This window comes from Mycolicibacterium gilvum, assembly GCF_900454025.1.
Lineage (GTDB): Bacteria > Actinomycetota > Actinomycetes > Mycobacteriales > Mycobacteriaceae > Mycobacterium > Mycobacterium gilvum.
On record NZ_UGQM01000001.1, the window covers coordinates 2411192 to 2434668 of the forward strand.

The 23477-nt window shown below is 66.3% G+C and carries 22 protein-coding genes and 4 pseudogenes; 16 read left to right on the forward strand and 10 right to left on the reverse strand.

All coding sequences use genetic code 11. The annotated features are described in order from the left end of the window. Nucleotides 1-419 precede the first annotated feature (419 nt). From DYE23_RS11425 to DYE23_RS11445, 4 genes are all read left to right on the forward strand, one after another. Entirely contained in the window at nucleotides 420-680 is a 261-nt protein-coding gene (locus tag DYE23_RS11425; RefSeq protein WP_115328840.1) for a type II toxin-antitoxin system Phd/YefM family antitoxin, read from the forward strand. Further along, nucleotides 677-1081, forward strand: a complete 405-nt coding sequence (locus tag DYE23_RS11430) for a PIN domain-containing protein (RefSeq protein WP_115326388.1) — start codon at nucleotides 677-679, stop codon at nucleotides 1079-1081. The genes DYE23_RS11425 and DYE23_RS11430 overlap by 4 nt, the downstream gene beginning before the upstream one ends. Beyond that, nucleotides 1078-1458 carry a hypothetical protein gene (locus tag DYE23_RS11435; protein ID WP_115326389.1) on the forward strand — a complete coding sequence of 127 codons (381 nt, stop codon included), beginning with the start codon at nucleotides 1078-1080 and terminating at the stop codon, nucleotides 1456-1458. The genes DYE23_RS11430 and DYE23_RS11435 overlap by 4 nt, the downstream gene beginning before the upstream one ends. Nucleotides 1459-1806: 348 nt before the next feature. After that, the gene (locus tag DYE23_RS11445) at nucleotides 1807-2802 is read left to right on the forward strand and encodes a hypothetical protein (protein WP_235660307.1); all 996 of its coding nucleotides are present in this window, start codon (nucleotides 1807-1809) and stop codon (nucleotides 2800-2802) included. A 35-nt stretch (nucleotides 2803-2837) separates the two neighbouring features. Here the strand turns inward: DYE23_RS11445 and DYE23_RS31935 are convergent, their stop codons facing one another. After that, nucleotides 2838-3158 (reverse strand): four-helix bundle copper-binding protein, encoded by a 321-nt coding sequence (locus DYE23_RS31935; RefSeq protein ID WP_072501656.1) that lies wholly within the window; start codon nucleotides 3156-3158, stop codon nucleotides 2838-2840. A 240-nt stretch (nucleotides 3159-3398) separates the two neighbouring features. Here DYE23_RS31935 and DYE23_RS11455 point away from each other — a divergent pair, with 240 nt between their 5' ends. The 5 genes from DYE23_RS11455 (at nucleotide 3399) to DYE23_RS11470 (ending at nucleotide 8046) form a co-directional block, all read left to right on the forward strand. Beyond that, entirely contained in the window at nucleotides 3399-4052 is a 654-nt protein-coding gene (locus DYE23_RS11455) for an LOG family protein (RefSeq protein ID WP_371304220.1), read from the forward strand. A 127-nt stretch (nucleotides 4053-4179) separates the two neighbouring features. Then, nucleotides 4180-4479 (forward strand): tryptophanase, encoded by a 300-nt coding sequence (locus DYE23_RS32030; RefSeq protein ID WP_435404785.1) that lies wholly within the window; start codon nucleotides 4180-4182, stop codon nucleotides 4477-4479. Between the two features lie 265 nt (nucleotides 4480-4744). Beyond that, on the forward strand, nucleotides 4745-4909 hold the full coding sequence (locus tag DYE23_RS30850; RefSeq protein WP_159449420.1) for a hypothetical protein: 165 nt from the start codon (nucleotides 4745-4747) through the stop codon (nucleotides 4907-4909). Between the two features lie 218 nt (nucleotides 4910-5127). Beyond that, nucleotides 5128-6351, forward strand: coding sequence for a L,D-transpeptidase (locus DYE23_RS11465; RefSeq protein ID WP_115326391.1), 1224 nt, complete (start codon nucleotides 5128-5130; stop codon nucleotides 6349-6351). Between the two features lie 366 nt (nucleotides 6352-6717). After that, entirely contained in the window at nucleotides 6718-8046 is a 1329-nt protein-coding gene (locus tag DYE23_RS11470; protein WP_435404778.1) for an IS701 family transposase, read from the forward strand. A 7-nt stretch (nucleotides 8047-8053) separates the two neighbouring features. Here DYE23_RS11470 and DYE23_RS31375 read toward each other — a convergent pair whose 3' ends face one another. After that, nucleotides 8054-8977 carry a recombinase family protein gene (locus DYE23_RS31375; RefSeq protein WP_235660376.1) on the reverse strand — a complete coding sequence of 308 codons (924 nt, stop codon included), beginning with the start codon at nucleotides 8975-8977 and terminating at the stop codon, nucleotides 8054-8056. Between the two features lie 42 nt (nucleotides 8978-9019). On the opposite strand from DYE23_RS31375, the gene DYE23_RS11480 reads away from it, so the two are divergent. Next, nucleotides 9020-9676: a discoidin domain-containing protein gene (locus DYE23_RS11480; RefSeq protein WP_235660310.1), complete on the forward strand. Its 657-nt coding sequence runs from the start codon at nucleotides 9020-9022 to the stop codon at nucleotides 9674-9676. Between the two features lie 85 nt (nucleotides 9677-9761). Beyond that, nucleotides 9762-10754 (forward strand): non-homologous end-joining DNA ligase, encoded by a 993-nt coding sequence (gene ligD / locus DYE23_RS11485; protein WP_337442310.1) that lies wholly within the window; start codon nucleotides 9762-9764, stop codon nucleotides 10752-10754. A gap of 5 nt (nucleotides 10755-10759) precedes the next feature. Here the strand turns inward: ligD and DYE23_RS30855 are convergent, their stop codons facing one another. Both DYE23_RS30855 and DYE23_RS11490 read right to left on the reverse strand, forming a co-directional pair. Continuing rightward, nucleotides 10760-10936 carry a hypothetical protein gene (locus DYE23_RS30855; RefSeq protein WP_172527673.1) on the reverse strand — a complete coding sequence of 59 codons (177 nt, stop codon included), beginning with the start codon at nucleotides 10934-10936 and terminating at the stop codon, nucleotides 10760-10762. Between the two features lie 117 nt (nucleotides 10937-11053). Further along, nucleotides 11054-12700, reverse strand: coding sequence for a serine/threonine-protein kinase (locus tag DYE23_RS11490; protein WP_115327244.1), 1647 nt, complete (start codon nucleotides 12698-12700; stop codon nucleotides 11054-11056). A gap of 284 nt (nucleotides 12701-12984) precedes the next feature. Here DYE23_RS11490 and DYE23_RS11495 point away from each other — a divergent pair, with 284 nt between their 5' ends. Together DYE23_RS11495 and DYE23_RS11500 are read left to right on the forward strand one after the other, a co-directional pair. After that, complete coding sequence (locus DYE23_RS11495) at nucleotides 12985-14715, forward strand: sigma-70 family RNA polymerase sigma factor (protein ID WP_115327245.1); 1731 nt, start codon at nucleotides 12985-12987, stop codon at nucleotides 14713-14715. A 5-nt stretch (nucleotides 14716-14720) separates the two neighbouring features. Next, nucleotides 14721-15422 carry a hypothetical protein gene (locus DYE23_RS11500; RefSeq protein ID WP_115327246.1) on the forward strand — a complete coding sequence of 234 codons (702 nt, stop codon included), beginning with the start codon at nucleotides 14721-14723 and terminating at the stop codon, nucleotides 15420-15422. A gap of 224 nt (nucleotides 15423-15646) precedes the next feature. Here DYE23_RS11500 and DYE23_RS11505 read toward each other — a convergent pair whose 3' ends face one another. Further along, nucleotides 15647-16438 carry an FtsK/SpoIIIE domain-containing protein gene (locus DYE23_RS11505; RefSeq protein WP_264032958.1) on the reverse strand — a complete coding sequence of 264 codons (792 nt, stop codon included), beginning with the start codon at nucleotides 16436-16438 and terminating at the stop codon, nucleotides 15647-15649. Between the two features lie 144 nt (nucleotides 16439-16582). Continuing rightward, nucleotides 16583-16696, reverse strand: a pseudogene (locus tag DYE23_RS31745) (type II toxin-antitoxin system prevent-host-death family antitoxin); the annotation flags it as partial. A gap of 149 nt (nucleotides 16697-16845) precedes the next feature. On the opposite strand from DYE23_RS31745, the pseudogene DYE23_RS11510 reads away from it, so the two are divergent. The 3 genes and pseudogenes from DYE23_RS11510 to DYE23_RS11520 form a co-directional block, all read left to right on the forward strand. After that, nucleotides 16846-17649: pseudogene (locus tag DYE23_RS11510) on the forward strand (IS256 family transposase); the annotation flags it as partial. A gap of 214 nt (nucleotides 17650-17863) precedes the next feature. After that, a complete protein-coding gene (locus tag DYE23_RS11515) occupies nucleotides 17864-19084 on the forward strand; it encodes an IS110 family RNA-guided transposase (RefSeq protein WP_079654850.1) in 1221 nt (406 codons plus the stop codon). 91 nt (nucleotides 19085-19175) lie between these two features. Continuing rightward, nucleotides 19176-19637 (forward strand): annotated as a pseudogene (locus DYE23_RS11520) (transposase); the annotation flags it as partial. Between the two features lie 54 nt (nucleotides 19638-19691). Here DYE23_RS11520 and DYE23_RS11525 read toward each other — a convergent pair. The 4 genes and pseudogenes from DYE23_RS11525 to DYE23_RS11540 all read right to left on the reverse strand — a co-directional run. Beyond that, nucleotides 19692-20417, reverse strand: a pseudogene (locus DYE23_RS11525) (IS4-like element ISMfl1 family transposase); the annotation flags it as partial. A 61-nt stretch (nucleotides 20418-20478) separates the two neighbouring features. Next, nucleotides 20479-21165 carry a PhzF family protein gene (locus DYE23_RS11530; RefSeq protein ID WP_011894804.1) on the reverse strand — a complete coding sequence of 229 codons (687 nt, stop codon included), beginning with the start codon at nucleotides 21163-21165 and terminating at the stop codon, nucleotides 20479-20481. 34 nt (nucleotides 21166-21199) lie between these two features. Next, a complete protein-coding gene (locus DYE23_RS11535) occupies nucleotides 21200-22222 on the reverse strand; it encodes an alpha/beta fold hydrolase (RefSeq protein WP_115328941.1) in 1023 nt (340 codons plus the stop codon). Between the two features lie 82 nt (nucleotides 22223-22304). Further along, on the reverse strand, nucleotides 22305-23297 hold the full coding sequence (locus DYE23_RS11540; RefSeq protein ID WP_011894802.1) for a proteasome assembly chaperone family protein: 993 nt from the start codon (nucleotides 23295-23297) through the stop codon (nucleotides 22305-22307). Between the last annotated feature and the right edge of the window lie 180 nt (nucleotides 23298-23477).

The following is a 23477-nucleotide window of genomic DNA, read 5'->3' on the forward strand; positions in this document are numbered from 1 at the left end:
GCACCATTGCGCACCACCACCAAGTTCCGGGGCCGGATGGGTACGGGCGGGCGGATCGGGTCGACGCCCGGCCTGATGTCGCTTGAACGCCCGTCTGCCGCCGGTGCGCAGGCTGTGCGCCACCGCTCGCCAGGGCGCGCCAACGACCCGCGCCACGGCCTCACCAACCCCGGCCGCTGGCGAGGGGGCCGCCCACCTCGGACCGACACGGGCGGTCACAGCGGCCGACCGAACCGAGGGTGTACCCAAGGTTGTGCCGCAGGCATCCGGCTGATCCTCGCGCAGCTCGTTCACCCGTGGCCCCGGCGATGAATGCGGCTTCGCAGCTCGCTACCCCCACGCCTCGGCGCGTCCAACGCCGCCGGCCCTCTCACATCGACTTGTGTACACGGTGTGCTACTGGGAGCTACGCTGTGTACATGAAGAGCTACGGTGTCCGTGAACTGCGTCAGAATGCAGCCATGGTTCTACGCGAGGTGGCCGCCGGAGAAACCGTCGAGATCACCAACAACGGGCACCCCGTCGCGCAGATGATCCCCGCCGCTTACGACCCCTGGACCGCGCTCATCGCCAGCAAGGAAGTCACTGCCGCCCGACACAGTGTCACCGACATCCTCAAACGCCCACCCCGCTCGTACCGCCAGACCGCCAGTACCGCCGCCCCACGGGACGACCGGTGATCTACCTCGACCCCACCGCCCTCATGAAACTCATTGACGAAGCGCCCGAATCCGCCGCCCTGACCGCATACCTCAGCGCGCACACCGACACCCGGTGGATCACCTGCGCGCTGTCACGAGTCGAGCTGCTCCGCGCAGTGGCCGCCCTACCGCCAGAAGCCACCGGTCACGCGCACCACGTCCTGGCCGGGCTCGACACCGTGGCCGTCACCGAGCGCCTCCTCGACGCCGCCGTGGCGCTGGCCCCCAGCCCCGCACGCACCGTCGACGCACTGCACATCGCCTCGGCCCTGAGCGCCGGACCACGACTGCGCACCCTCGTCACCTACGACCCCGAACTCGCCGGCGCCGCCGCCGGCCACCACATCACCACCGTCAGCCCCGGAGGAGGATCACCGTGATACGCACCCTGATCATCGCGGCGCTCATGACCGGCGCCGCGACACACTTCCTGCACACCGACCCCTACGAGGCCTTCGGGTACAGCCTCGTCCTCAGCGTCACGCTGTGGTTCTTCTGGCCCCTGCTGCGCCGTCTCGTGCGCCTGGCGCTCCGCCGTCGCCGCCGCCACAGGGCTCCCGCCCGCACACCCAAGACGGCTTCGCCGCAGCTGACTCAGGTGAACCACTACCACTTCTACGGCCACGTACCCGCGGCAGCACAGCCGATGCCGCGACCCGACTACAGCCGCCCGGCCCTGCCGGTGCGCACCGAGGGCCAGAAGGCCCACGACGCGATCTACGACATCATCGACATGAACGACGACACGACACGATGAGCATGGGCACAGACAACGACGACAACGATCTGCCGATCGACCGCAGCTGGGACAACCGGCGCCTGATCCTGGCGTCGCTGGCCCCACGCTCAGCCACGCGCCCGGCCCGCCGCAGCACACCCGCTGACGGTGACAGCGCCCCTCAGGCCGACCCGGACGGAACCCGCAAATCCGGTCTTCTCAGCCGCGGAATGCGGGCCTCCGGCCGTGCCGTGACCGCCGGCGGACGTGCCTTCAACAACCGGGTACCGCGGGAGAACCGCGCCCGCGTGGCCATCATTGCCTCGGCTGCGACCGCCCGCGCCAAGGCTGTCAAGTCGTTGCGGGAGGGCACGTTGACGGACGCCGGTGGCTTTCAGCAGCGCCGCGCCTTGCGCTCAGCTCGTCGGAGCGGCCCCGGTGCGCCGCGCCGCCGCGTGGTACCGGGCGCATGGCCGGTTGCGCACCGGGGATCCGATCGCGATGGCCGCCGACGCCCTGGCCGCCTATCGGGCCGACACCGCGGCGGGCAAGGATGCGCTGCTGATCTGCGACACCAAAGAGATGGCCGATGCGCTTAACCGGCGCATCCACGACGAATCGATTGACGCCCAGGCGCCCACCGTCACCGCGGCGCGCGGACATCGCATCGCCAAAGGCGATGTGATCATCAGCCGCCGCAACGACCCGGCCATCCCGGTCGTCGAGGCCACCGACATCACCACACCCGCCGCCGATCCGGTGCGCAACGGGCAACGCTGGCGCGTCTTGGCTGTCGACCCGGAGAAGCACCGCATCGCCGCCCGCCGGCTCGACGACGGCGCGCGCACCGTGTTCTCCGGGGACTACCTACACCAGCACGTCACCCACGGCTATGCGGTCACCGTGCACTCGGCCCAAGGGGTCACCGCCGAGACCACGCATGCCGTGCTGGGCGAAACCACCACCCGCTCGCTGCTGTATGTCGCGTTGACCCGCGGCCGCCACACCAACCATGCCTACCTGTATGAGCGTTTGGCCGGCGAAACCGAACACGAACACGCCGACCAACAGCCCGGTGTGCACGTGGCTCGTCGCGGCACCAGCGCCGATGCCGCTCAGCTGGTGCGCGGCATCATCGCCAATCGCGACGAGCGGGCCCGCACCGCCCACGACATCGCCGCCCACACCCAGGACCGCGCCCGGCTACCCAAGCGCGTCCAACGCCTGCTCGACCGCCGTGATCGGGCTGTACAGCAGCGATGGGCCGCCTACAGAAACTGGCACGGCCAGCGCGTCGAGCAAGCCCTCGAACACCAGCACTGGCTCGACCAGCACCGCAGCCGCAGCCAATACCAGAGCCTCGACTCCGGACTCGAACTCTAAAGCCTGGATTGATTGCGCGCGTGCGCTTGATCGGATCAGGCCATCGCCCGGCACTCTTGAGCGCAGCGGCGACACGACTCTGCGCAGGCGCGGCAGTGATCGTTGTCGTACTTGTCGCACTCGGCCGCGCACGCATCACAAATCTCTGCGCACAGCTGGCACAACTGGGCCGCCCAACGCGACCCGCGAGACACCAGCGTCACACACACCGCGCAAATCGCTGCGCAGTCTAGGCATAACCGGGCGCAGTCGGCCATCTTCGCGTCGTTGACGCAACAGTTGTAGGCGCACGCTTCGCACGCCGCCTGACATTTCGCGCACGCATCCAGACAGGCCTGGTTGGCCGTTACCGCCATGACAGATCTCCTCACTCGTCGTTACCCCGTGAGGGTATAAGCTAGCAGCCCCTCGTAAGTCGAGTAAACAGTTGGCTTTTCGAACTTTGAGTTAATCCCCGGTGGGTTCCAGTTGGGGTGCGTGCAGTGTCATCGGCGGCTTCGTGTGGCACGATCGGGTCAATGCCTGGATCCGAAGCGCACCGCCCCGCCACGTGTGATGAGGAGCTGCTGTGCTGTCTAGGACCAGGGTTTCCCGCGTTGGCGGGCAGCGATCCTGACCGTGTGGTGAGGATCCGCGATGAGGTGGCGCACGGGTTTGCGGCGCTAGCCGACGTGACCCGTGCGGTGTCGTTCTTCGGTTCCGCGCGCACCCCGCCGGATCATCCGTACTACCAGCTGGCGCGCACGCTGGCCGCACGGCTGGGGGCCTTGGGGTTCGACATCATCACCGGCGGTGGGGCCGGGATCATGGAGGCCGCCAACCGGGGCGCCCGCGAGGCGGGGGTGCGCTCGATCGGCCTGGTTATCGAGCTGCCCTACGAGCAGCGCATGAATTCATTTGTGGATCTCTCGCTGGAGTTTAAGTATTTTTTCGTCCGTAAGCTGATGTTGGTCCGCTACGCGTCGGCGTTTGTGGTGTTTCCGGGCGGCTTTGGCACGCTTGATGAGCTGTTCGAGGCGCTCACGCTCATCCAGACCCAGAAGATACGACACTTCCCGGTCGTGCTTGCGGGCTCGCAGCACTGGGGCGGACTAGAGCAGTGGATCCGGACCCAGCTGCTTGAGCTGGGAATGATTTCGCCAGACGACGTCCAGCTGCTCGTGGTCGCTGACGATCCCTACGAGATTGGCGAGGTCATCGAGGGTGGGCTCCGTCGCCAGCTACAGACCTATCGCCCAACCACGCCGTGAGCGAATCGCCGAGATCACGAAAGGCGCCGACCCGCGACTGCGTTGCTTAGCTGCCGTCTGCGCCGACGTCGGTGGGGAACAAAAGTTTTCGGGATTGGTGTGTTTGTTTGGTGGACTGGCAGAAGTGATGGACTCAGACGCGGGCATGGCGTGGCTGCTGGCTGACGCGGCAGGGCCATGCCTAACCGGTGACCAGCGCGCGATGGTGTTTGTCGAATTGGGTTGCGGGGAAAATCATCTGGCGATCGAGACGATTCTTAATGCCGTCGTAGAAAACGGCTTCCCGTTGTCGACTGCCGTGCTGGCGGCTCTCACGGAATGGCTGGATTTATACGTCGGCAGCCCCGAGGAGCGGCTGCTGCGGGACCTGGTCCTCCAGGTCCGTGCGCAACGACCCGACTTCGAATCGGGACAGCATTGCGATTAACGTGCAAGCACTGCTGGTAAGCCTGCTTTGCGGCGGCCACGCCGATCGACGGCTTTGCCGTGTGGGGGGGCCGCCACCTTGCCAGGGGGTATGCGACCGCCCTGGCCAGCGGCGCGGCACGCACTCCCGTAAACGGTGAGCGTGGACTTTCCGAGAGGCAGACCGACGCACACCTCCGTAGCTGTCGGGCCGAAATCAGCAACTCTGAGGGCTTAACCAGCGGACCACCAAGCCGTCCACGGCTTTACGCGTCGTGGAATCAGGAGTGCTGATAGGCATCGTGTCAGGACGTTTGTCGGTTTTGGAACGCAACGCATGGCGCGCCGGGCCAACCATCTACGGCGCACGCGCCTACACCGCATTATGCCGGATTCGCCAGCACACCCTTCTGCGCGAAGCGACGATGTCGGTGACACTACTGGCTGTTTGATACCGTACCCGGGCGGGGTACAGATACCCGCAGGGGGTACAAACCAGACTGTGACGATGCTCGTCTCAGCGGGAATGCGACGCGCATACGCACCCAAAAATTGCTGCCCGACACATAGATCCCAACGACGGTGCGGCACACATACACCGGGCGGCGCCGGCGGCGACGAATGTGAGAAAGGACAGGAGGCGTCTGTGGCTATCGATCGACGAACTCGCATGAGTCTTATCGCGGTCGCTGTGATCAGTGTGATGGTGGTGGCCGTGGTGGCCGTGGTGATCGGGCGAGGCGATGACCACAATGGTGCGCTGCCCGCAGCGTCGGTCCTGCGCGCGGAAACGCCTGCGACCGTCACTGTCACTCCGGGCCCCGACGCGGTGAACGTTGACCCGCTGGGCGCGGTCATGGTGAGCGCGGCCAACGGCACCCTGTCCGATGTGCAGATGGTCAACGACCAAAACACGCCGATCCCGGGTGTTATGACCCCTGACCACCTGGTGTGGAAGCCCGGCGTGCCGCTGGGGTATGGCCGCAGCTACACCCTGACCGTGGCCAGTCGCGGGCCGACGGGAACTTTCGCGTCGCAGATGTCGAGGTTCACCACGCTTACACCCAGCAATCAGGCTGCGGTGTCGCTGACCACGACGTCGGGTGCGGCGCTGCGCGACGGCGGCACCTACGGGGTGGGCACGGTCATTGTTGCCCACTTCGATGAACCCATCATCGATCGCGCGGCCGCGCAGCGCCGACTGACCGTGACGACCGCTCCGGCCGTGGACGGCTCCTGGTATTGGGTTGATGACCAGAACGCCCATTGGCGCCCGGAGCACTACTACGCGGCGGGCACGAAAATCACCGTGGCGGCCAACATCTACGGCGCGCCGCTGGGTGGCGGACTGTACGGCCAAGAGGACCAGCAGACCTCGTTCACCATCGGTGACGCGCATGTGTCGATCGCCGACGACAACACGAAACAGGTCAACGTTTACAACAACGGCGTTCTGGTGCGCACCATGCCCACCTCGATGGGCATGGGCGGCACGCAAACCGTCGCCGGGCAGACCCTCACGTTTTGGACCCCACCCGGGGTGTACACGGTGATGGATAAGTCCAATCCGGTCGTGATGGATTCGTCCACCTATGGCTTGCCCGTCAATTCCCACCTCGGCTACCGCGAGACCATCAACTACGCCACCCGCATCAGCCCCGACGGCATCTATCTTCACCAACTCGACAGCACCGTGTGGGCTCAAGGCAACACCAACACTTCCCATGGCTGTCTAAACCTCAACGGCGACAACGCCAAATGGTTCTTCGGGTTTTCCCAACCAGGCGACATCGTCGAGGTCCGCAACACCGGGGGCCCGCCCCTGTCGTTGCAGAACAACGGTGACTGGAGTGTGCCCTGGGCGCAATGGCAGGCCGAAAGCGCCCCCGCCTGACCCGGCCGGGTGCTCTTCAAGACACGGCACGGGCTCCGTCAACGGTAGTCGCTGTCTCGTTGTAGAAACGCCGCTGCTCAAAACGTTTGCAGCGCTTGGCTCGCCAGATGAACCAAATCTGTCGCGGCAGTTTGGCCCAGGGCGCCGACGCCAGCCGTGATGGCGTAAAGGAGAAGCTGCTTTAACCGGCTGGGATTTGGTTGAGGCTCAGCGGCTTCCCTTTTGATCTCCACGGCGATCTGATGGGCGTGCTCCACTGCTTCAGGAGGCCCATCCGCGGCCGCCTCTAGTACTACAGCCGTAGATCGTTGCTCGTCGGCGTGTTTGCCTTGCTGGATTGGGTGACCGCGGCATCGTTCGGAGTTTGTGAGAACTAACGATGATGCCGCGGTCGCCGCGGCTTACAGGGTAGACGTTGATCGGTGGCGAAGTGGCTTTGATGAGGTGCTGGATCGGGTCGCGTCACGGTTCGCTCGGTGCGAGCCGCTGCGCAACGCCGGCGCGTTGATGCTCGGGTTGGTCTGTGACATTGACCGTAAGAACTGTTGGACGCTGGCCGAGCGTTGCGGCCACAGCAGCCCGGACCGGATGCAGCATCTGCTGGCGCGGGCGAAGTGGGACGCCGAGGGAGTGCGTGATGATCTTCGCGCCTACGTGGTCGACCACCTCGGCGATGACGAGGCGATCCTGATCGTCGATGAGACTGGAGACGTGAAGAAGGGCACTCATACCGTCGGGACTCAGCGCCAGTACACCGGTACCGCGGGCAGGATCGAAAACGCCCAAGTCGCTGTGTATTTGGCCTATGCGGGGCCCAACAGTCACGCACTGGTGGACCGCGAGCTATACCTGCCGAAGTCGTGGATCGACGACTCGGAACGCCGTCAGTGCGCCGGGGTGCCCACCGATGTCGAGTTCGCCACCAAACCTGCGCTGGCCGAGCGGATGATCACTCGTGCTGTGGCCGCCGGAGTCCCTGCGCGATGGGCCACCGGCGACGAGGTCTACGGCGCCGACCCCGACCTGCGCGCCGCGATCGCCGCCCAGGGGCTGGGCTATGTGCTGGCCGTCGGGTCCAATCGCACCGTCACCACCAGTACGGGCAGCCAGCGAGTAGACGAGCTTGCCCGGTCTCTGCCGCGGCGGGCCTGGCGGCGCGTCAGCGCCGGAACCGGCGCCAAGGGCCAACGCTGGTACTCCTGGACGTTGGTCGAAATCACCGACGCCGAGCCCGGCCACCATCACCTGCTGGTGCGCCGCAACGACAAGACCGCTGAATTGGCCTATTACCGCTGCTACAGCCCCAATCCGGTCACCCTGGCCGACTACGTACGGGTCGCCGGGCGGCGCTGGAAGGTCGAGGAATCGTTTCAAGCCGGCAAGGGCCTGGCCGGGCTCGACGAGCACCAGGTACGGACCTGGACCTCTTGGCACCGCTGGGTCACCCTATCCATGCTTGCCCATGCCTTCCTCGTCGTCACGACCGCCGCTCAACGGCGCAGCGACGAACCCGACGACCAGACCGGCCAGACACTGATCACGTTGACAGTCAATGAATTCCGCAGACTCTTCATCGCCCTGGTATTGCAGCCGCTACACGCGGTTGCCGACGTCCTCGCCTGGTCCACCTGGCGGCGACGACATCAAACGAGAGCCCGCACCTACCATTACCGCAAACAACATCAACAACAATGAACGCTATCTACGGCTGTAGTACTAGGGCGTCGGCAACCGCCAGCGCTCTTTTAATCTGCTCGGCCACCGTGTACGTCTGGGTTGCGCCAGGGCTGCCGATAGCGACATTGGCGCTGTTACTGATGTGAATCGTGGTCGCTCCCTGTGGGTCTGCCGGCGCGTTACCGCCCCGCACCGACTTTCCCGCATCAGCTAGCGCCTCGCCCTTGGCGGTGATGGATGGGCGCACCACACCATGGCCCCAAGATGCGGTGCCACTGATGTACTCCTGGTCCCGAAGCCACTCAGAGGCCTCCGCGACCTCTTGTTGTGTCAGCGAGTCGCCTTGCCACTCAACGGCATTCGCGATGTCGTCGGCCTTCAGCACCGGGTGTCTGTTGCCATCGACCATCGCCTTGAGATACAGCCATTTCAGGACCGCGTCCCGCACGCTCCATACCCGGTCAATCGGACTACTCGTCATCTCTTCCCCATCTTGTTCTCTGCTTCCATTCAGAGCCCGGTACACCGTCGAGCGCCCGACCAGCAAGGTGTCAGCGATCTCGGCCACCGGCATACCGGCGGCGGCCAGCTTTCGCGCGTGAGCCAGTCGGCGCCCCCTCAACGCCGGCGGTCGGCCGCCAATGCGGCCTCGAGCACGCGCGGCGGCCAGGCCCCCCATCGTGCGTTCGTGGTTAATGCCGCGCTCGAACTCGGCGAGCGCCCCAAACACATGCAACACCAGCCGGCCGGTGGCGCTGCTGGTGTCGATCTCCTCGGCCAGCGACCGTAGCCCTACCCCGGCGGCCGCCAGATTTTCCACCAGGCCGAGGAGATGCGGCAGCGAACGGCCTAGCCGATCCAGCCGCGTAACAACCACGGTGTCGCCCGCGACGACGGCCGCCACCAGTTCATCCAGGCCCGGGCGGCGCGCACGGGCCCCAGAGGCCACATCGGTCCATACACGCTCGCACCCGGCCGCCCGAAGTCCATCATGACCGTCGCCGCGGTCGCGATCCTGTTAGTCGCCCTGGCCGGCGTCAACTACCTCACCACCGACGTCAATCCGCCGGCACCGGCGACGCCGGCCACCGCGGCTCCACCACCACCACCCAGCCAGGCACCGCTCAACCGCGACACGATCCTGTCCGGGGCCACCGCCTCCGACGTCTGCCCCCGCGACCCCAACTATTCGGACGCCAACCGCGCGTTCGACAGCGACTTCAACACCGCGTGGGTGTGCACCCGCGCCAAGAACCAGGACGGCCAGCAGATCCAGATCGACTTCGGCCGGCAAGTCACGCTGACCCAGATCCGCATCATCGGCGGCTTCGACGCCACCGCACCCGACGGCACCGACCAGTGGTCCAAGCACCGCATCGTCACCAAACTCGAGGTGTACTTCCCGAAAGACCTCAGGCGAGACCCGGTGACAATCGACACCGGCGGCGCCCGCGACTGGCGATTCATCGCCTTGAACCCGCCGGCCACCGTCAGCAAATTGCTTATCCGCGTCGCTGAAACGTCTCCACCGCCCCAACCAGCAACGCCGACAAGTGAAACCGCCTCACCCAACCCGGACGAAGTGACCTCGGTAGCAATGTCGGAGATACAGTTCATCGGTATCGACGGACAGGCACCCCCACCCTGACGGTTCACCCCCGACAGTGATGCACCGTGCATCACCGACCGGTCACGCACGGAGCACAGCCGAGTCTCGCGCGTACCGTCGAAACGTGCCCACCACCAGGACTAAGCCCGCCGTGCGCGACGCCGCGTACGCGCCGATGCTGGCCACCCTGGGCGCCCCGCCCCAGGGCACCGGGCGGGCCGTGGAAGTGAAGGCCGACGGCCAGCGCGGCACGATCGTCGTGGCCGACGGCGCCGTCACCGTGTTCTCGCGCAACGGCACCGACGTCACCCGCACGTTCCCCGAGCTGGCCGGCGTCACCGCGGCGATCGGTGACCGCCGCGTCGTGCTCGACGGTGAAATCGTCGCCCTCGACGCCCAAGGGCGGCCATCGTTCACCCGGCTACAGCGGCGCTGGCCTCAGCAGCGTCGGCCCAGCGCGGACCTCGTACGCTCGGTTCCCGTCCGATTCTGGGCGTTCGACATCCTGCACGCCGACGGGCACAACGTCACCGAGCAGCCCTACACCCGGCGCCGGGACCTGCTCGACGACCTCATGGTGGTCGACAAATCGCGGGTACTCACCGTGCCGCGCCCCATGCTCGGCGTGACCCCCTCCGACGCGCTGGACGCCGTGGCCGCGCACGGGATGGAGGGTGTGGTCATCAAGGAACTCGACTCGCCGTACCGGCCGGGGGAGCGCAGCCCGTGCTGGATCAAGGTCCCGATCCGAGCCAGTATCGAGCTGACAATCGTCGGGTACTGGAACGCCGGCGGCCCAGGCGGACGCACCCGCGTCGGGTCCCTGCTCGTCGCCGGACACGACAAGACCGGCGACCTGATGGCCATCGGCCAGGTCGGCACCGGCTTCAGCGACCTCACGCGCCGGACCCTGCACGCCCTGCTGCAGCCGCTGCGATGCTCGACCGCCCCTGTCGCCAACCACGCCGACGTGCCCGGCGTGCGCTTCGTGCAGCCCCAGCTCGTCGCCGAGGTCGCCTACCGCGAGTACGTCGCGGGTCGATGGCTCCGACACACCAGCTTCAAGGGCCTGCGGCCCTCAGATCCCAGCCAGACACTGCTCCCGACCCCCGCGTAGCCCCGCTACTTCCTGCGGGCGCCGGCAGCCACGGCCAAAGCCGCCACGCCCACCCACGCGAGCTTGGCGTTCCCGATCTCGGCCAGGCCAGCGGCGCTGCCGGTGGTGTGCACCACGTAAAAGCCGAACACCAGGTACAGGTAGAGCACTCCGGCCAGCATCACGATGCTTGCGTTTTTCACGACGCGGTTCCCTCCGGGAAATCGCGGCAGAAGACCGCAGTCCTCTGGCTCCGCCGCTGCCGCGTAAATAGGTGGCGTCACCACCTATTCCGGGGACTCACGCCCCGTTTCACAGGGTCAAGAGTGCGAGGACCACCAGCGGTACAGGTCAGCCATCTCCGAGGTGTCGGCCTCGACAACGTTGAGCAGCAGGTCAGCGGTCGTGGTCCAGGCGATCACGGCCGTGCCGTCGCGGGTGCCGCAATACAGCGTCCCGGCCACCGACGTCGGGCTGGCGTTGCGCCGCCACGCGCCCGGCGACTGAATGTTTCCGGGGCACACGACCACCGACGACCGGCTCATCACGTCGGTGAACGCGCCCTGCAGGGCCGTCTCGTCCTCGGCGAGGGTGAACGTCGACGACACGGGGCCACCGGGATCGGTGTTCTGCCCGCACGACACAACGGCACGAGCGCCGGCACCGATCGGGGCCGGCTCGCAGCTGCCCGCCGGGTATCCCAGCGGAAGCAGCTCGGTGAGCTGTTCCTGGGCGGCGGTATCGCCGACCGGCGCCGGCGTCGACGTCGGAGCGGCCGCCGGCGGGTCGCTCATCTCCCGCCGCACCACAAGACTGATCAGCACCGCGGCGGCCACGATCAGGACGGCGGCCACGCTCCACAGGATGACAATCGGCCGGGGCATCGAGACGCTCGGCACCGACAGCTTCGACGCCGAGACCTTGGGCACCGAGACCTGCGGTCGTGCGCGCCGCGGCGCCTGGTTAGGCCGGAACTCTGTGGCGTGATCGAACAGCTGCTGCCGCGGCGGCGGCGGGATCGGCCGGGCCGGCTGCTCGACGACCGGAGCCGGCCTCGGCGGCGGCACGCGCCGCGGAGCCGGCGACGCCGGGATCGCGCGGTACGGCGCAGCCGACCCAGCGGGGGGCGCAGCACCGCGCACCGCGTCGGCCGCGGCCGCGGCGAACTCGCGAGCCGACCCGAACCGCTGCGCCGGATTCTTCGCCAACGCCTTGGCGATCACCGCGTCAAGATCCGGGGTGGCCCACGGCAGGTGCTCGGACACCCGCGGCTGGGCCTGCTGCAGGTGGGCGCGGATGGTGCCCACCACCCCGTCAGCCTGGAAGTACGGTTGCCGGCCGGTGAGCAGCCGGAACAGGGTGCAGCCCAGCGAGTAGATGTCGGCCCGGCCGTCGATCGGGTCACCGGTGATGACCTCAGGCGCGGAGTAGGCCAGGGTGGCGGTGAACGCCCCGTCCATCTCCCGGTCAGCGTCCTCGATCGGGCGGGCCACCCCGAAGTCGCTGAGGAACACCCGCTCACCATCACCAATCTCATCGCTGAGCAGCAGATTGGACGGCTTGACGTCGTGGTGCACGACGTTGCGCTGATGGGCGTAGTCCAAGGCCTTGGCGACCTCACCAACGATGTGGACCGCCCGGTGCGGTGTCATCGCACCGGCGCGCAGGGCCTCCTCGGCGTCGGTGCCGTCAACGTACTGCAGCGCGATCCACAGCTCGCCGTCGCTGGTTTCTCCGCGCCCGTACACCGACACGATGCCGGGGTGGTCGAACTGAGACACGATGTCGGCTTCGCGGATGAACCGCTCCCGGAACGCGCGATCGCGGGACAGCTCGGCGTCGAGGACCTTCAGCGCATCGCGCCGGGGCAGGGTCGGGTTCTTCGCCAGGTACACCGAGCCCATGCCGCCGGTGCCCAGCACACGTTCGATGCGGTACCCCGCTATCACTGAGCCCACCGAGACCATGCGTTCAAGGATGCGGCATGGAGGCGGCACGGTGGGCAAACGCTTCGTCAACGCGCCGACATGCCACGACGCGCGGGAGTGGTGTTGCGACACGCGCTGTCCGTCGGGGGTGACTGCGATAATGGTGAGCAGGCACCACTTCCTCCAGAAGGCGGAATGGGTTCCCGACCAGCCCGAACGACCGCCGAAGTGATTTGCGTCACAATAGTGTCGTTTCGGGCTGTTGAGGCCCCTTCAAGGTGAGACCCGCGAACAGTGCGGGGTGCCCGAAGGAGGAACAGCTTATGAACGAGGACCCCGAACGCGACCACGCCGCGTCCGCACCCGACGACGACGAACAGCTCGATCGCACCGCCGTGACCAACGCCGTCACAGAGGGGATCAGGTCTGCGATGACCGGCGGCCCACTGTCCGCCGTCCTCAACGCCGGCATGCGCGGCGCTGCCCATGACGCACTGGGCGCTGCCAGCATTGGCGCGTGGGCTTCGCCCGCCCATCAGCTGCGGGGCGAGAAGTTCGACTTCGGTTTGAGTGCTGCCGCCCAGGCAGTTGGTGACGCTCTCACGAAGGCCATCTCCGGGCGTGCGCACGACATTCTCGGCGGGAGCCTCTCCGACATCATCGGTGCGCGCGACCTGGTGTCACCGATCGACTTCATGAAGGACGTTCGCGGCCCACACCTTGATCTCGGCCTCGGCGCTGGCGCGCAGGTCGCCATGGACGCCTTCAAGCAGCGCACCGACGACCTGATGGGCCGCTCCACGCTCGCCGACATCATCGGGCCCGGCACCTTCACCTCACCTCTCGATCACCTCAAAGGCATCCAGGGACCCGACCTCGGCCTCGGCGCCGGCGCCCAGGCCGCCATGGACGCCTTCAAGCAGCGCACCGACGACCTGATGGGCCGCTCCACGCTCGCCGACATCATCGGGCCCGGCACCTTCACCTCACCTCTCGATCACCTCAAAGGCATCCAGGGACCCGACCTCGGCCTCGGCGCCGGCGCCCAGGCCGCCATCGACGCCTTCGGACCTCGGTCGTCGGCCTTCGACGTGCTGGGCCGGCACGGGGTGAACCCGCTGGCCGGGTTCCACTCGTCGCTAGATGCCGGCCTGTCGGATCGGTGGGGTGTCGGCAACCTGCTCGGCGGCCACGCGGCCAGCATCACCGATCAACTACGCCACGCAGCTCTGGGCGCCTATCCGTCCGCGTTCGACGACATGATGCGCCGCTCGCAGCATTCGATCCACGAGTTCATGTACGGGACGTCGCGGTTCCCTGAGCCGTCGGCATGGATGAACGATCTGTTCCGCCCTGCGGAGTCGATCACCGAGATGATGCGGTCGCTGTGGCCGCTCGCCGACCGCGGCATGCGCGCGGCGCAGTCTGCGCTGTGGGCTGCGCTGCGGATCGTCCGCATGCTGGAGCGCAACGACCCGAAGGCGCGGGACGCGGTGCGGGACTTCCTGATCGAGTGGCTCGACTTCAGTTACGCGACTTGGGATTTGGTGTGCTCGGCCACGTTGGTCCTGATGAACGTCGGCTCATGGCTGCCGGACAACCTGCTGGCGGGGACCTTCGATCCCTGCCCCCGGCTGCGCGCGCTGACCTTGAAGGAACATCGGGCGGTCAGCCGGCTGAGCACCGACCCCGACCTTCGCTTCCGAGGCAAGCCGCTGCTGTCTCTCGACCAGCCGGTCAAGGTGTCCGACGCCGACAGCTCGGTCACGGTGCTTCGTGACCTCGTTCGGGATCGAGCGGCACCCGATCCGGCCGACGTCGACGACGCCGAGATCGCCGACCCGCGGATCGCCCGGCTGTGGTGGAAGTTCACCGACCGCGAGCGCGAGATTCTGCGCGAGAAGAGCAAGCCGAGGGTGACGTGGCCGGCGGCGGCGATCGCCTGCGGCGGCACCGCAGCAGAAGGTGACCGGCTGCGACGCAAGGCCCGCCGCCTGGCCCGCGCCGATCAGACATCCGAGGCGCCGGTGCGCCGCGCCACCGAGGCGAGCTGATCGCATTGGGCGGCTACATTGATCCGGTTCAGCGCGTCGTCGACGACGCCTACAAGCGCACCAAGGGGCCGGTCGCGTTCCTCGACGAGTCGTATCAGGCCCCGGCCAACGGCACCCACCGCGGCTCGTTCTACGTTCTGACCGCTGTGCTGGTGGCCGTCAAAGACATGGACACACTGCGGACCGGGCTCGGCGAGATCGCCGGCAGCGACTACTGGCACACCCGCGACGCCTTGCAGACCGACGACGGGCGGGCCCTGACGCAGGAGATGCTCGACTACCTCGCCGAGGGCGTCGAACCGTGCGTGGTCGCCCACCGAGTCAACGTCGACGCCGAGGACGCCGACGCCGAAGGGGCGCGCCGGGAGTGCTACCACGCCCTGGCCGTCGAGCTGGCCGCCGGCCGGCCGGGCGTCTGGGACGCGGTGGACCTGCTCATCCTGGAGGAGCGCAACCAGAGCAACTTCAAGAACAAGGACCAGCTCAACCACAAAGAACTGATCTCAGCAGGGCGGGTTCCCCGACAGACCCGGCTCGTGCAGATCTCACCGGCATGTGAGCGCTTGTTGTGGCTGCCCGATCTCGTCGCCGCGGCGTATCGGCGCACCATCACCCACAGCGACCGCAGTCTGTTCGACGTGATCAAGGACCAGACGCACTTCGTCGCGCTGCCCTCACCGCAGACGGCCATCCAACCCCAGAAATGAAGCAGCCCCCGGCTGCCGTAGCTACACCGAGGGCCAGACCGACTGTCGAGGCATACGCCCGGAGGGCCGGTTCCTTTGCTCGCAATCAGGTTAACACCTATTCAGGCCGGAATCATCCCCGATCACAGGGTTACCGGAAGTCCGGCCACCTGCAGCGCCCCGCCCGGTGCGGCAGTGACCTGGCTTCGATCCGTTCCAGCAGCGCGAACCCGTGCCGCCCCGCATCACCTGCCGCCGACGACCATGGTCTTCCAGAAGTCTTTGCCGGCGCCTCCGGGCAGCTTGACCGGAGGCGCGGTGATGATGGTGGCTTCAGTATCCGGCGCGGCGACGCGAAAGCGAACCGCAGCGCCGCTACCGGCGGTGCGGAGGAGGCCCTCGCCTGCTGTGGAGATGAGCGAGGCCTCGTCGGAGCCAACAACGAGGCGCGAGGCGCTTGCGTCGGTGCGGTGCGCGATCCGTTGGGCGAACGTGTCCGCGCAGTCGTCGAGGAACCCCGGTTGTTCGGGGAGGAGCCCATCAGGTTCAGGGGCTTCGGCGTCGAAGTACCACAGGTAGATGCCAAGCGCCGCGCCGTCGGTGAGCACCTTGCTCATGATTCTGTCGAGGGGGCGGCCGTTGTGGTTGGCCAGTCGCGACCGACCCTCGACGATGATGATCAGATCGTTCATCGGCGTCTGATCGGCGGGGGCGCGGTTCCGGTACTCCTCGATGGTGGATGCACCTTGTTCCTTGAGAAGGCTTCTGCGACGGCTGATTTGGTCCTTTACATCATTGATGAACGTCAGCAGACTCCTATCACCGTCTGTGAGGTCGTTAGCGACCGCCACCACCGACGGCGCGCGGTCAACCAGCTGATGCACAAGCTGTGGCCCCACCAGACCCACGGTGGCGATCGCGAACTCCACCGGCGCATCGGCGGAGCGGGCGCCGGCGATCGCCGCGCTCAATGTGACGGATTTCCCAGATCCGGGCGCACCCATCACCAAGGTGTGGCAGGCCAGTTTCAGTGCCACGGTCTGCTCGTCGAGGGTTTGTCCGATCGCGGTGTAGCCCTGGGCGGCGTCGAGATCGGCGAGCTGTTTGGGCGCGAAACTGGGATCGAAAGCGGGTTGGCGAGGGGCACTGGGGATGTCGGGGATGTCGAGCTTTTCCAGCCGATTCAGGTCGTCGATCGAGACGATCGCGGCGAAGGGGCGATTCTGGTTCAGCACCACCAGCCGTTCGCCGTTCGAGGCTCGGGCCAGGAGTTGTCCGGAATTTCGATTCAGGTCGGTCGCGGATACGAGCGAGTGGGCGTGTCATTCCATCTGTGTAAGTCCGGGGTGGTCCAAGATCGGACCGCCGTTCGGGCGGACAGAAGGAGTGATTTGTGACCAAGGCCATAGCGTCGTCGGGTTCGGGAAAGTCGGCGGCTCGGCAACTGGCGGAGACGTTTTCGGCTGAGACGCTGGATTCGTTGATCAAGGATGCGGTGAAGTCGGGAACCCCGATTGATGGCGCCGATGGTTTGCTCAACGAGTTGACCAAGGCGGTGCTGGAACGGGCGTTGGATTCGGAACTGACCCACCACTTGGGATACGAGGCCGGTGACCCGGCCGGGCGCGGCAGCGGCAATTCCCGCAACGGCACGACACCGAAGACGGTGTCCACGGTCAACGGCCCGGTGGCCATCGCGGTGCCGCGTGATCGTAACGGCTCGTTCGAGCCGGCGATCGTGCCCAAAAAGGTCCGCCGGCTGGGCAACCTCAACTCGGTGGTGTTGTCGCTGTACTCGCGCGGCATGACCACCCGCGACATCGAAGCACATCTCGAGGAGGTGTACGGCGCGTCGGTGTCGCGAGAGCTGATCTCCAACATCACCGAGGTGGTGGTCGATGAGATCAAGGCCTGGCAATCGCGCCCGCTCGACGAGGTCTATCCGATCCTCTACATCGACGGGCTGCGGCTGCGCATCAAAGACAACGGGGTCGTCACCACCAAGGTGGCCTATCTGGCCATCGGCGTGGATCTCGACGGCCGCAAACACGCCCTGGGGGTCTGGATCCAAGACTCCGAGGGGGCGAAGTTCTGGCAGAAAGTCGTGATCGATCTGCGCAACCGCGGGGTGCGCGACATCCTGATCGCCTGCTGCGACGGGCTGACCGGGCTGCCCGACGCGATCCGCTCGATCTACCCCGAGACCGTGGTGCAGACCTCATCTATTAACAATGGACGAGCCGGGATGGTCTCGGCGTTCACCTGCACCACCACGGGCAGGACCTGTGCAAACGCGTCACCTTCGAGGTCCACATGCAGACCCGTCCGCCCGTGGTGGCTGCGGGGCATGGACCGGCCAGCGAGAGCAGCACCACCGGTATCAGCGGTGAGTGCCGAGATGAGGTTCCGGGCACGCCCCGTCATTGCAGCGTGAACTTTCGGATCGAAGGGATCTGACTGCAGTGATTCAGGATAGTCCGGACGGTGGGAAACGTTTCTGGTGCGGCATCGATTGGGGCGGACGCTCCCATCACCTCTGCGTCCTCGACGACGACGGCCAACAGCTCCTCAGCCGCAAAATCGCGCACACCGTCGACGGTCTGATGGCCCTGGTCGAGGTGATCGCTTCGTTGGCCGGCTCAGTGCTCATCGCTATCGAACGCGCCGAGGGCTTGCTTGTCGAACATCTCCAACAGCAATGCGAAGCTGAAATCTATTGCGTATCACCGAAGATCTCGGCTCGGGCCCGTGAACGGTATCGGATGGCGGCAGCAAAATCCGACGAGTTCGACGCCTACGTGCTGGCCGACACGTTGCGTCACCAGCATGCCCAGTGGCGGCCGTTAGCCACCCCGTCGCCGGTCCTTGCCGAGCTGACCGCGATCAGTCGCGACCGTCAACGCATCCTCGACATGCAGGTCGACACCGAAAACCGGCTGCGTTCGATCTTGGAGGCCTACCATCCCGCGCCATTGCACCTGTTCTCCTCACTGGACCGTGACATCACCCTGGCCTTCATCCAGACCTATCCCACGCCCGCGCAAGCGGGCAGGATCACCGCGACGCGGATGGGTGGATTCACCGGCCGTCACGGCTATAGCGGCCGCCAGAAGCCCGAAGCGCTCATCGAGCGCATGCAGCCGCACCTTTTGTCCGCTAGCGAAGGCACTGTGGCCGGTAAAGCGGTGGCGGCGAAAGCATTCACCGAACAACTCGCCTTGCTCAACACCCACTTACGAGGCCACGACAAGCGTCTACGTGAACTACTCGACGCTCACCCCGACACCCACATCTTCACCAGCTTCCCCGGTATCGGACCCGTCACCGCCGCAGTGCTGATCTCGGAGATGGGTGAAGAGCGCACCCGGTTTCCCTCGCCGTCGTCGCTGCTGGCCGACACCGGTTTGGCGCCAGTTACCAAGGCCTCCGGGCGCACACGGCAGGTTCGGTTCCGTTACGCCGCTAACCGCCGCATGCGGCACGCCATTGACTGGTGGATGTTCGTCGCCACCCGTGAAGATCCGTGGTCGGCCGAGATTTACCAGCAGGCCCGTGCTGCCGGCCATGCCCACCATCGAGCGTTACGCGGTCTCGGTGCTCGTTGGGTGCGGATCCTGTGGCGCTGCTGGCAAGACCACACCGCTTACGACCCGGCAGTTCATCACCGCCCGACCGCGGCCTAACTGGTTTACAGAAGCGTCCCGCTGCAGGCAGCAAACAATCGCTGCAGCGCGAACGAACGCGTCCGGAATCAGAAGGTTGACAGCGGGAGTCTGCGTGGTGCACGTGATCCGCAACGCGATGCGGTTCGTGTCCTACAAAGACCGCAAGAAGGTCGCGACATCGATGCGCGCGATCTACAGCGCGCCGACCGTGGAGGCCGCAGAGCTCGCGCTCAAGGACTTCGACACCGCCTACGGCGCCCAGTACCCGGGCGCGATCGACGTGTGGCGCAACGCCTGGCCCGAGTTCGTGCCGTTCCTGGATTATCCGGTCGAGCTGCGCAAGATCGTCTACACCACCAACGCGATCGAATCGATCAACTTCCAACTGCGCAAGATCACCAAGAACCGCGGCCATTTCCCCGACAAGGACGCCGCGATGAAGTTGCTGTACCTCGGGCTGCGCAACATCTCCAGCGAGAGAGGAGGGTTCTCGGGCACCGGAACATACAACTGGACTGTGGCATTGAACACACTCGCCAAGCTGTTTCCAGGGCGACTTCCGTTGTGTTAGAATACAATTCGTAGTCAAATCACCTCTGACTTACACAAAATTCGTGACAGGCTCGCTCACGCGCCACAGCAGATCGGCTCCGGTATCGGAAGCGTTACGCCACAACGCGTATGAGAAGAATCCACGATCAGCCAGCACGAGCATTTCCGGTGTCAGTGCATCGAGCACGTGCTCGACCATCGTGGACTCCGCGTCGCGGTAGGCGCCGATCGTGGCGGCGAAGATCGCATGAGTGCCGCACTCGGCGACCGCCAACAACCGCGCCTGCGGAAACGCCGACTTCTCACCCTTGTTCACCCCCGGACGCCCGAAGAACTCCTCATTGACCGGGCTATCCGCCACATCCAGGCACGTCCCGTCGATCGCGACCACCCTGCGTCCGGCCACCCACGTCCCCGGCGTATCCGCCGCGCCCAACGGACGAGCGACCCTCGCGAACAACGCAGCCAACGGCTGGGACCCCAATCGCTCCCGCGCCTGGAAAATGGCCGACTTCCCCGGCAACTGATACTGCTCACGCCACCCGGAAGCCCACGCTAAACCATCCGTGAGCTGGGATAACACATCCTCGTAGGAGCCATCGGAGTACAGGCCCATGCCGATGGCGAAATACGCCATCACCCGTGCCGGCAGTGCACGATGACGCACCTGAGTACGCCCCGTCGCCTCGATCACCTCATCAACCATCGCCGGCGGGAACACCCTCGTCAGGACACCCACAGACACCAGATCCGACAACCGACGATCCGATTCAGGCTTCCGCCAACCCGCGCGAGGCATACCAACAAACTACACCCATGTAGTCTTAACTGAACGGTATTGGAGTTAGGGCGCCGCGGCCTCAGTCGATCTGGCGTTGTCCGTCGTCGACGACCCGGCCGGCGACCTCGACCCACCCGTACGCGCTCCACGTGGTCTGGAGTACCGAGCCCTTGCCCTGCACGATGGTCAGGTCGCGGCTGAGGTACTCGGTGATGCGCACGGCCGCTGCGCCGGTGGCCTCGTCCTCGCGGATGCCCATGTGCGGGGCGAACATCCTGGCCCGGATCGTGCCTGCAGCCTGGTCGATCCAGGTCCACAGATAGTGTTCGGCTTCGTCGGCGTAATCGTCGGGATCGGCGGCGGCCAGTTCGTCGAGGGTCGCGACGTCGTAGATCGAGAAGGTCGGTGCCCACTCCGCGCGGGCGCTGACGGCGGCGAGTTCACCCGGGTAGGAGATCTGCACGATGCCGGCCGGCACCTGCAACGTCTTGATCGGCGTACCGCGGTCTCGCAGCCACCACGCCGCGCCGACGGTCGGGTGCCCGGCGAACGGCAGCTCCAGGGTCGGGGTGTGGATGTGCGCGTGCGCGCTGTGGGTTCCCTCGGGCGGCAAAGTGATGAAAACCGTTTCGCTGTAGCCCAATTCGGTGGCGATGCGCTGCCGGTCACCCGGATCGACGGTGGAGGCGTCCACCACCCCGAGCGGATTGCCGAATCTGCCGTCCTGGTCAGTGAATACGCGAAGCACTGTCACATCGATGGCCATGAGCCCGATGCTACGTGCTCCGAGAGCCGTCGGGTCAGGTTGCGCTGCGTTCGTCGGCGCCGATCGCATCGAGGACTGCGACCTGGGTGTCGACGTCCCCGGAGAGCGTGTTCTCGCTGGTGCCCGTGCGGAGCAGAGTGCGCAGATACTCCTGGTCGTAGACTGCGGGTTCGGTCGAATCGATGAACTTCTCGACGAGCTCGACGAAGCGGTCCGGCTCGTCGTGGAAGGGGAAATGGCCCGCGCCCTCGAAGATCTCCAGTCGTGAGCCGGGCATCGCGGTGTGGGCCATCTCGGCGTGGCTGACCGGGATCACCGAGTCCTGACTGCCCCAGATGAGTTGCACCGGAACCGATTGCGTCAGATAGCAGCGGTCCAGCATCGTGACGACCTGGCCTCGCCAGTCGACCACCGACCGCAGGGTCCGCGCGAACGCCGACGATGCGGTCGGTTCCGGCAGGTCAGCGAGGATCCGCAGCATGTTCGGGATGTCGCGCCCGATGCGCGTATTGCCGAGCAGCGGTCCGCCGACCCGGCCCAGCAGCCGCAGGGTGGGCAGTAGAAGCGGGAGCCGCAGAAGTGCCAGTGCCTCGGTACCCATCGGCAACGACGCCGCACGCAGCGCGATGTTGACGTCCTTGGTGACACCACCGGCACCGACCAGGATCAAGCGGTCGACGAGCTGCGGGAACTGGTAGGCGAACTGCATGGCGACGCCGCCGCCCAGGGAATGGCCGACCACCGTGGCGCTGTCGATGTTCAGGACGCTGAGCAGATCGCGCATACCGTTGGCGTAGGCGGCCACCGAGTAGTCGGCGCGCGGCTTGTCGGACTTGCCGTGGCCGAGCAGATCCGGGGCGATGACGGTGAACCGCTGCGCCAGTTGAGTCTGCACCCCGGCCCAGGTGGTCGAGTTGTCGCCGATGCCGTGGATCAGCAGGATGGCGGGCCCGGAGCCGGCGATCCGATAGGCGCGCCGGTACCCGTGGATGGTGCAGTACCGCAGGGTCGGGGTCAGTTCCCGAACGGGACGCAGGTTCGGTTTGCGCTCGGTCATCCGGCGCACTCCGGGGCTGCGCACTCGGTAATCACTGGCATCTCGCCCACCTCATCGTCGAACCGGCGTGCGCCGGCAGGATTCAGAGGCCTTCGCGGGGCTGGTCGTCCCCGTCCTTCCTCTTCTTCTCGCCGGCCTGTTGGGCGAGGAAACGCTCGAATTCGGCACCGAGTTCCTCCCCGCTGGGCAGATCTTCGTCCCGCGCCAGCAGAGAGCGGTTCTCCTGCGCGGCAACGAACGCATCGTACTGTCGCTCCAGGGCGTCCACCACCTGAGCGACCTCCGCACTGGCGGTGACCTGCTCGTTGATCTTGTCGAACACCACCGCCGCGGCTGTGGTCAGCTCCGCGGTCGGGATATCCAGCGAAGCGGTCCGGGCGACTTCCGCCAGCAACGTCTCGGCGGCGGACGGGTAGTCGGTCTGCGCCAGGTAGTGCGGCACGTGGACGGTGAATCCGACGACCTCGTAGCCGTGCTGGGCCATCCGGAACTCCAGCAGGTTGGACGCGCTGCCCGGAACCTGAACCTCACCCACCCAGGGCTGGTGCTCGGCGATGAGCTCCTTGTCGTTGGAGTGTGCGGTCAGGGTCATCGGCCGGGTGTGGGGTACCGCCATCGGGATGGATCCCAACCCGATGACCCGGCGCACCCCGAGTCGTTCAGCGAGCAGCCGGATCGCGGTGACGAACCGCTCCCACCGCAGATCCGGTTCCATCCCCGAGAGCAGCAGGAACGGCGTGCCGACGCTGTCGTGGAGCGCGTAGAGATTCAGCTCGGGCTCGTCGTAGTGGGTGAAATGGTCGGTCTTGAACGTCATCAGCGGCCGGCGGGACCGGTAGTCGAGCAGCTCGTCGATCGCGAAGGACGCCACGAGCTCGGTGTCGAGGCTGTTCTTCAGGTGCGCAGCGGCCAGTTTGATGGCGTGTCCGGCGTCGGAGAAGCCCTCCAGCGCGTGGATCAGCACCGGACCCCGGCCGTCGGGGGTGGACAGCTGCGGGCCGGGGAATTCGAGCTCGTACATGCCCGTCTGCTCCGGCTGATACCGCGAGCCTGAATCGTGTGCGTCGTCTGCCATTGTCGTCTCCTCGCCTCGACGCGCCCCTGTCTGTCGTGCACGGGGGCGTGAGCGTCCAGTGTCTCTCACGGCGGGATATCCGCCACTGCTGCCTCGGCAGCGTCACCCACTTGTTCGAACGTGCGGACCACCGTGTGACATTCCGTGGTGGTAACCGCCATTACCCTGCCCGCCGGCCAC